Source organism: Sporosarcina koreensis (assembly GCF_001531445.1).
In the GTDB taxonomy this organism is placed as follows: domain Bacteria; phylum Bacillota; class Bacilli; order Bacillales_A; family Planococcaceae; genus Sporosarcina; species Sporosarcina koreensis_C.
The window spans coordinates 110,642-118,008 of sequence record NZ_LQYA01000003.1 but is presented as its reverse complement, the minus strand read 5'-3'; the positions used below and the strand labels follow the sequence as shown (position 1 = coordinate 118,008).

At 42.1% G+C, this 7,367-nt stretch carries 9 protein-coding genes; 1 reads left to right on the top strand and 8 read right to left on the bottom strand.

Features of this window, described 5'->3' with window-relative positions:
* Positions 1–78: 78 nt before the first annotated feature.
* The 3 genes from AWV70_RS01150 to AWV70_RS01140 all read right to left on the bottom strand — a co-directional run bounded on the left by AWV70_RS01150 (position 79) and on the right by AWV70_RS01140 (position 2,289).
* The gene (locus tag AWV70_RS01150; RefSeq protein ID WP_060203499.1) at positions 79–375 is read right to left on the bottom strand and encodes a rhodanese-like domain-containing protein; all 297 of its coding nucleotides are present in this window, start codon (positions 373–375) and stop codon (positions 79–81) included.
* Between the two features lie 128 nt (positions 376–503).
* The gene (locus AWV70_RS01145; protein WP_060203517.1) at positions 504–1,835 is read right to left on the bottom strand and encodes an MATE family efflux transporter; all 1,332 of its coding nucleotides are present in this window, start codon (positions 1,833–1,835) and stop codon (positions 504–506) included.
* On the bottom strand, positions 1,813–2,289 hold the full coding sequence (locus AWV70_RS01140) for a GNAT family N-acetyltransferase (protein WP_060203497.1): 477 nt from the start codon (positions 2,287–2,289) through the stop codon (positions 1,813–1,815). Before AWV70_RS01140 ends, AWV70_RS01145 begins: the two co-directional genes overlap by 23 nt.
* An 84-nt stretch (positions 2,290–2,373) precedes the next feature.
* Here AWV70_RS01140 and AWV70_RS01135 point away from each other — a divergent pair, with 84 nt between their 5' ends.
* Positions 2,374–3,204, top strand: coding sequence for a MerR family transcriptional regulator (locus AWV70_RS01135; RefSeq protein ID WP_060203495.1), 831 nt, complete (start codon positions 2,374–2,376; stop codon positions 3,202–3,204).
* A gap of 139 nt (positions 3,205–3,343) precedes the next feature.
* Here AWV70_RS01135 and AWV70_RS01130 read toward each other — a convergent pair whose 3' ends face one another.
* The 5 genes from AWV70_RS01130 to AWV70_RS01110 all read right to left on the bottom strand — a co-directional run bounded on the left by AWV70_RS01130 (position 3,344) and on the right by AWV70_RS01110 (position 7,357).
* On the bottom strand, positions 3,344–4,405 hold the full coding sequence (locus AWV70_RS01130; RefSeq protein ID WP_060203493.1) for a suppressor of fused domain protein: 1,062 nt from the start codon (positions 4,403–4,405) through the stop codon (positions 3,344–3,346).
* A 221-nt stretch (positions 4,406–4,626) separates the two neighbouring features.
* Positions 4,627–5,043: a DinB family protein gene (locus AWV70_RS01125; RefSeq protein WP_060203491.1), complete on the bottom strand. Its 417-nt coding sequence runs from the start codon at positions 5,041–5,043 to the stop codon at positions 4,627–4,629.
* A gap of 20 nt (positions 5,044–5,063) precedes the next feature.
* Positions 5,064–5,573, bottom strand: coding sequence for a pyridoxamine 5'-phosphate oxidase family protein (locus AWV70_RS01120; protein WP_060203489.1), 510 nt, complete (start codon positions 5,571–5,573; stop codon positions 5,064–5,066).
* A gap of 14 nt (positions 5,574–5,587) precedes the next feature.
* Positions 5,588–6,367 (bottom strand): ABC transporter ATP-binding protein, encoded by a 780-nt coding sequence (locus AWV70_RS01115; protein WP_060203487.1) that lies wholly within the window; start codon positions 6,365–6,367, stop codon positions 5,588–5,590.
* A complete protein-coding gene (locus AWV70_RS01110) occupies positions 6,368–7,357 on the bottom strand; it encodes a FecCD family ABC transporter permease (RefSeq protein WP_060203485.1) in 990 nt (329 codons plus the stop codon). It abuts the gene before it with no gap.
* Between the last annotated feature and the right edge of the window lie 10 nt (positions 7,358–7,367).

Here is a 7,367-nt window from a genome sequence, read left to right as displayed (position 1 = left end):
TGACCCCGAGCCTCTGGCGACCGGAGTCTAGACGCAAACAAAAAAAAGAAGCCAGACCGGCTCCTTTTTTCACTGTGCTTATTCAACATTGCCTTGCCAATCCAACATGCCGCCGACCATATTTGTCACGTCATAACCTTGTGCCTCTAAAAATTCTGCCGCACGCCCACTACGACCGCCTGACCTGCAAATAAGTACATATGGCGTTGCTTTATCGAGTTCTTCCAAGCGATCTGGAACTTCCCCTAATGGAATATGAATCGCACCTGGAATGATTCCTGCCGCGACCTCGTCATCTTCCCTTACATCAATCATATGAAGGGTTTCCCCATTATCAAGCTTCTGCTGAACTTCTACTGTCGTCATTTCTTTCATGTCGAATCCTCCTCATACATTTCTTCCATCTTATCTATGAGCGAAGCCTGTCGTCCAGCACTTTGATTTTCATTTCAACTGCGGCAGTCTCCTGATCACTATAAGATTCTTATGATTCCTTCTTTACATCAAGTAGAAATCACTTTGGGGTTTTTCTTTACATAATAGAAAATAAGCAACGCTGTAATACTTTCAGCGACGGGGAATGTCCACCAAATCGCCTGCGCTCCGAATATGATCGGCAACACGATGAGTGCAGGGACAAATAATACGATACTGCGCAGTAGCATGATCCAAGTTGCAAGGCGTGTCTTTTCAATCGATTGAAAGAACTCCGCAAATACCATATTAATGCCCAAGAATATATATCCAATCGCGAAATAAACAAAACCTTGAGATGCCATTTGGCGAACATCCATTGTGCTGTCACCGAACACTGCCATCATCTGCGATGGAAATAATATAGCAGCCACCGCGATGATAAATCCAAACGCAAGTGCGGTAACAATACCAATTTTCAACAGCGCTGTCACTCTCTTCATTAGCCGAGCGCCATAATGATAACTGACAATCGGCTGCAGCGCCATGCCGATTCCGTAAAACATCATTAAGAGCACCGTATGAATATAGTTAACCATCGCATAGGCTGTTACGCCGTTATCTCCCAAATAGTATAAAAACGTAACATTATACAGAATCACTATAACAGCTACTGAAGCTTCAACAATGAAGCTGGGCAGGCCGATTGCAAATACACTCTTAACATCAGACCAGTTAAAAAACTTCCGGACAAACTTCAGCTCAGACTGCTTCCGGAAGAAATGAAAGCAAAGCACAGCAGCTCCTATCATTGTGGAAATCACAGTCGCCAATGCGCAACCTGTTACCCCGTAGTCAAGCACGAAGATAAAGAGATAATTCAACACGATATTCAAAACGGATGTGGTGATCAAACCCGCCATCGCAAGTTTTGGATTTCCATCATTTCTAATGAAGATACTAAGCAGGTTTTCAATTGTATAAAAGACGCCAAACAACAAGATGATAAATAAATACTCTTTTACATACGGATAGGTGCTGTCATTCGCCCCAAAAATATAAGCAATGTCTTGCAGGTTGAGTAACAAGGTGATAATTAGAATGACAACCACTATTAACATCGTTACGAATGACAACGTGAAAATCTTATGAGCCCGCTCTTTATTGTGTCGACCGAGCGCTATGGAGTAGAGCGTAGCACCACCCATTCCAATCCAAAGGGAGATCGATAACAAAATGGAGAAAATCGGAACTGCAATATTTACTCCTGCGAGCGCCGTCGGTCCAACGCCATGACTCACAAAAATACCATCCACTAAAATATTGACCGACATGAGCAGCATACCGATCATAGCGGGAAATAAATAAGATAGGAACAATGGCTTCAGTGGTCTAGTTTCAATCAGATTCATTGTAGTCATCATTTCCCACCTCCTTGACCATCACCATTTCACCATTCTCATCAATCTCCCCATTGAAAACAAACCCGAACTTTTTATAAAGCTGAATGGCCACCTCATTATCATCAAAAACACTTAAGTAAATGCGGTTGCAATGGAATGTCGCTTGCAAATAACAAATGAGCTGCTGCAGAAAGTATTTTCCTAAGCCTCGATGCTGATAGCGCTCATCTATAAAATACCGATCCAGCCATACACGCTGTTCTCCTTGATCCTGTTTAAACGCGCCGTACATTGCAAATCCCACTGCAATATCTCCCTTATATAAACCAACAGGGACGAAACGCCGATCGTTTTTGGCCTCCTTCAGACATTGCAATGTCGTTTCGATAAAACCTTCTTGCTCGTCTGCGATATGCAATGATAAAATTTCCTCCTTATTTAAATTAGTAACTTTCCGAATTTCGGAGAACATGTTGTCAAAACCTTTCTATTTATATTATGGATAGGTATAATTTAAGGTATATAGTAACTATATAGTCAAGAGGGAGAATATACATTGTCAAATCGGAAAATTAAGTACTTTACGACAGGTGAATTTGCTAAGCTATGCAAAGTAAATAAACAGACACTTATTTATTATGATCAAATCGGTTTACTATCGCCCGCTATGAAAGACGATAAAGACTACCGTTATTATTCGATTGCCCAATATGATTATTATAGTGTCATTGAATTATTAAAAGCGGTTGGCATGTCACTGAAAGAAATTCAGACGTACATGGCGGATAAATCCCCCGATAACTTTTTACAATTAATGCAGCAGCAAAAAGAGGTTGTGGAGAAAAAGCGTCAAGAACTACGGATGATTGAAAACATGATAGACGTGAAAATACTGTCAACTGAGGAAGCACTGCATCTCGACTTTGATAGCATTACCATTCAGCATTTTCCGGAAGAAATATTGTATCTGAGCGAAAACATTGAAGACACCTCAGAAGAACAATTCGTCGAGGCAGTTTCCGATTTCATTGATGAATTGTATCGTTCCCAATTAGACACAGGTTATCCGATTGGCGCCATCACAAAGAGAGAGCAAGTGTTATCCGGCAACTACGATAATTATTCCTTCTTATATATGGAACAGCCATTTCCGCGCAAAGGACATTCCTATTTCAAAACCCTTGAAGGAGAAGTTATTATCGGATATCACGTAGGGACTGCAAGTTCAATTGAACAAACCTATAAACGATTATTTTCTTATATGGATGAGCATCACTATCGGTTGGGCCAATATGTGTATGAGGAATATGTATATGATGCTTTTATTCGAAACAATGAAGCAGAGTATGTGACGAAGATTATGTTGGAAGTTGAAAAAGAAGTTTGACATGCGTATGGTGTACTTTCGAAACAAAAAAGTCGATTCTCCTCAAGGGAATCGACTTTTCAAGCTTATATACATGTACTGAATACCATAGAAAGTGACAGTTCCTGTTCCTTCAAAGATCGTACTTCATCCAAGCACTTCAACCGATCGTTTTAACAACATGCCCTTCCTGATCGGTAATCATCGTTTGAACAATTCGCACCGTCATGCCATCCTTTATCGGCACTTCAAACTCGCATTGCTTTGGAAGCAATCTTTTACCCATCTCTTCAACCGCCCGATCATGCAACACGATTCGGACAGCATCCGCCTCTTCTGTATAATTCGACTGTTCTCCTCGCTCCAAAATAATTCGGTTGTTAGGGCCTGCCAATGTCAGCTCTTTATCTTTGAGAAGGCGCCCGCGAAGCAGCTTGCCAATGATTTCTGCTTGTTTCGCTCCAATCGTTAGAATGGACGGGGATTTGCCCAACCATCCTTTTTTTCCTGCTGTCCAATCGAGTTGATCGACAAATAGAATGCCCGTATTGGAACCTTCCTGCTCCATTCCCATTTGTACTGCCGTTACTATAACTTCGTCCACCAAAAGCGATCCCCGATTCAAATCCGTTATGTAAGATGGCATATGCGGTAACCCTACAGAAAGAACTCCTAACGTGTTCCATGTCTGCATCGCTTCTAGCTCATCATTTGTAATGCCGACCATTTGCAAAAACTGCACTTGCCCATTTGCAGTATCAATCGTTGGCAACTCCGGATCGGCGACAAACGCAAGGGCTGTCAGCTCCGTATCCGCCCCAAGGCAAATCGGTCCGTTCGCATCCAAATAATCACCTGCCCGAAACACATTGCCACTATTGAATACATACCTGCCCATATTTTGAAGCAAATTCAACGCCCACGCAGGCGGTTCTTCCTCATCCCCCTCCTTAACGAGTCGGAACGTCAATTCAAATCCATACCCGCTTTCCTCCGCATAATCGGACTCCTTTTCGTACAGCTCCGAAAACCCGTACGTAACGAAATGCCAATGCGGCAGCGGTTCATCCGCCTCATACACACTAATGCCGTCCAACGGATCCGCTCCTCCTAAAGCATATGATATAAGCGTTCCGTAATGCTTCGGCTCCTGCTCCCCATAAATCTGCTCAACCGCCTCATCAATCGCATCCCAGCCGGTTGTGACTGCTTCTTCACTCATGAACGCCATCCTCCCTAAATTTTCAATCTATTAACATTGTAAAGTTTCACCATTTTCTCGTCCAACATTTATGTATAAATAAAGAAAAGGACCTACTAACAAAAAACCCCTTCCTCAATAGAAAGGGGCCAACTATACGGTGCAACTTCTAATTCTTTCATTCTACTGTGTTAAGTAAATATGAACCGTATTATTACATACATTTTTCAATTTCGACAGATCTATTGCTTACCGAACTTTTGTATATCCGTAATTTGCCCTGCATGTATGCCAGTGTGATACATTAACCTTCCCATCACTTCCAAAGGTGTAGAATTCCCCATCCTTGTTTCCTTTACTTCATGCCACCCTTCTTCCGGCAAGTCCTTCATCGCATCCTTTAAAAAAGCATTTGATTCCATTAAAAAGGCGACGAGTTCCTCTTTGCTCAGCAAGGAAGGCTTCTTGACCTCCCCAATGTTTTTATCGAAATACCAATCGGCAAATATATACTCCACTTCTCCGGTATGGAATAGTAATCTTCCAATGGATTGATCGCCTAATTGAAGGGTTAAATCTTCATCTGTTAATGCATTTGCCTTTTCAAAAAAACGGTCACGAACAGCATTCCACATCGGTAGAACTGTTTCATATGTCATTCAATTGCCCCCTGTCTTATTTATGACATTGCTTCTTTTGCTTTGTCGACAACAACATGCGCGAAAGTCGAGCCGTCGATTGTTACATCAAATGCTAAGCCGAAACCGACGACATAACGCCCTGCCAAAGGTGTTAATTCGAAAAGTGAAAAGTCCAATCCGCGCAATACATCCATCAAGCTTTTATTGAATGTAGTATTGAACATTTCAAAAATAGCGTCCTGGTCATCATTCCCCAGATTCCTAGATGAACATTCCCAGCGGACCCGTTCCGTTGCAAAAGGATTTTTCGTTTCAGACTCGTCAGCTAGCAACAAAACATCAATGACATCGCTCTTTTCAGTCAACTCGTAATGCTCAGCGATTTTGCTTATATAAATGTAAAGTTTATTATCTTTCTTCACAAAGGGAGCTATGCTGCTAAACGGTTTTCCTTCCTTATCGACAAAGCTTAAAACAGTAGTATTCCGGTTGTCAACAAACTCCAAATACATGCTTTTATACTTTTCCACATCAATCTTCTTGCTCATTGCAATCCCCCTAGTCACTTTACTTTTTTCAATAAATGAATACGCGGTTTTCTTTCCGTTTGCACGTACTGTATCTCGCAGTCCATACAATACACGCTTCGAATCATTTCTTGTGTCATCACTTCTTTTGGCGTGCCCTGCATTGCTTTTTCACCTGATTGCACGACGACGATCCGATCACTATATTGAGAAGCCTGGTTGAGGTCATGGAGTACCATAAGAACCGTCATATCCATTTCACTATTCAGCTCCCTGACAAGCTCTAGCACTTCATGTTGATGGGAAATATCTAAATAAGTAGTCGGCTCGTCAAGCAATAAAATTTTTGGGCTTTGAGCCAATGCCATAGCAATCCATGCCCGTTGCGATTCGCCCCCGGATAAGGATGAGACTGGGCGATCCTGATACTCTGTTAAATATGTTTTGCTAAGGGCCCAATCGATGATTTCCATATCTTCATCATTCAATTTTTCAAACCAACGTTTATGCGGAAACCTTCCATACGATACAAGATCCTTTACACTCATATCATTTGGCGCCTGATTTTTTTGGCTTAGCATGCACATTTTCTGTGCAATTTGTTTGGATTTCATCGACTTAATATTCGTTCCTTCAAGCATGACTGTTCCTTTGTAATAAGGCGTAAAACCTGAAATTGCCTTTAACAGCGTTGATTTCCCCGAGCCATTGGGACCGATGATAGACAATACCTCTCCTTTTTCTACAGAGAACGAGAAGTCTTGAATTGTCGTCTTTTGATCATACCGAACCGATATGGAGTCAACCGTAAACATTTAAAAGCCTCTCCTTCTCATTAAATATAGAAAATAAGGGCCGCCGATGACAGCCATCAAAATACCTGCCGGGATATCCATCGGGGCAAATAATGTTCGTCCGCCCGTATCTGCCACGAGTAATACGAGTGCCCCTAGCGCCATGCTCATCGGCAATAAATACTTATAGTTTGACCCCACTAAAAATCGAGCCATATGTGGCACGATCAACCCTACAAATCCGATCATGCCGATTGTTGCAACGGAAATTGCAGCTAAGAACACCGCTATCAATGACAGCAAAATCCGAATGCGGTTCACCTTTTCTCCAAGATTCGAAGCAACTTGATCGCCCATTCGAATGATATTCGCTTTTCGAATTGCAAAGATGGACGCAATCCAACCGACAATGGCATACGGTAAGATCATATATAATGAGTTATTTCCTTTTGCAGCTAAACTCCCATTCATCCATTGAACGGCAGCCGGCAGCCGGTCACTATACATAATCGATAAATAGCCCATTGCACCGCCCGCCAATGCATTTACAGCAACCCCAGACAAAATTATTGTAATTGGAGATATTCCATTTCTTTTCCATGCCAGCGAATATACAATCAATGCGGCGAGGAGTCCACCAATAAACGCTGCAATCGGAATGAAATTCGTATATTCCGGCATTGCTAGCATAATGACGAGTACAAACACAGCTGCCCCACTCGTCACGCCTGTCAATCCTGGATCTGCAAGGGGGTTTCCCATGACCGCCTGCAACAAAGCCCCTGAGATTGCTATATTTGCACCGATAATCATCGCAAGCAGCACACGCGGCATCCGAATATCAAAAATGATCGTATTGTGTACATCCTCTGATGTCGTCCCAAAAATAGTTTGCAGTATTTCAGGAATAGGAATCCTGACACTGCCTAATCCAATGGCAACAATCGCCATGACAATTGTAAGTGCAAATGTAATGATAATGATTGTCCCGCTCGTCATCTTTCTAGTCATTTCGCAAACC

Excerpts from the sequence above, each read along its gene's own strand:
- AWV70_RS01140 (WP_060203497.1), bottom strand. The coding sequence starts at position 2,289 with ATGTTCTCCGAAATTCGGAAAGTTACTAATTTAAATAAGGAGGAAATT.
- AWV70_RS01130 (WP_060203493.1), bottom strand. The coding sequence starts at position 4,405 with ATGAGTGAAGAAGCAGTCACAACCGGCTGGGATGCGATTGATGAGGCG.
- AWV70_RS01110 (WP_060203485.1), bottom strand. The coding sequence starts at position 7,357 with ATGACTAGAAAGATGACGAGCGGGACAATCATTATCATTACATTTGCA.
- AWV70_RS01120 (WP_060203489.1), bottom strand. The coding sequence starts at position 5,573 with ATGAGCAAGAAGATTGATGTGGAAAAGTATAAAAGCATGTATTTGGAG.
- AWV70_RS01125 (WP_060203491.1), bottom strand. The coding sequence starts at position 5,043 with ATGACATATGAAACAGTTCTACCGATGTGGAATGCTGTTCGTGACCGT.
- AWV70_RS01115 (WP_060203487.1), bottom strand. The coding sequence starts at position 6,367 with ATGTTTACGGTTGACTCCATATCGGTTCGGTATGATCAAAAGACGACA.
- AWV70_RS01145 (WP_060203517.1), bottom strand. The coding sequence starts at position 1,835 with ATGACTACAATGAATCTGATTGAAACTAGACCACTGAAGCCATTGTTC.
- AWV70_RS01150 (WP_060203499.1), bottom strand. The coding sequence starts at position 375 with ATGAAAGAAATGACGACAGTAGAAGTTCAGCAGAAGCTTGATAATGGG.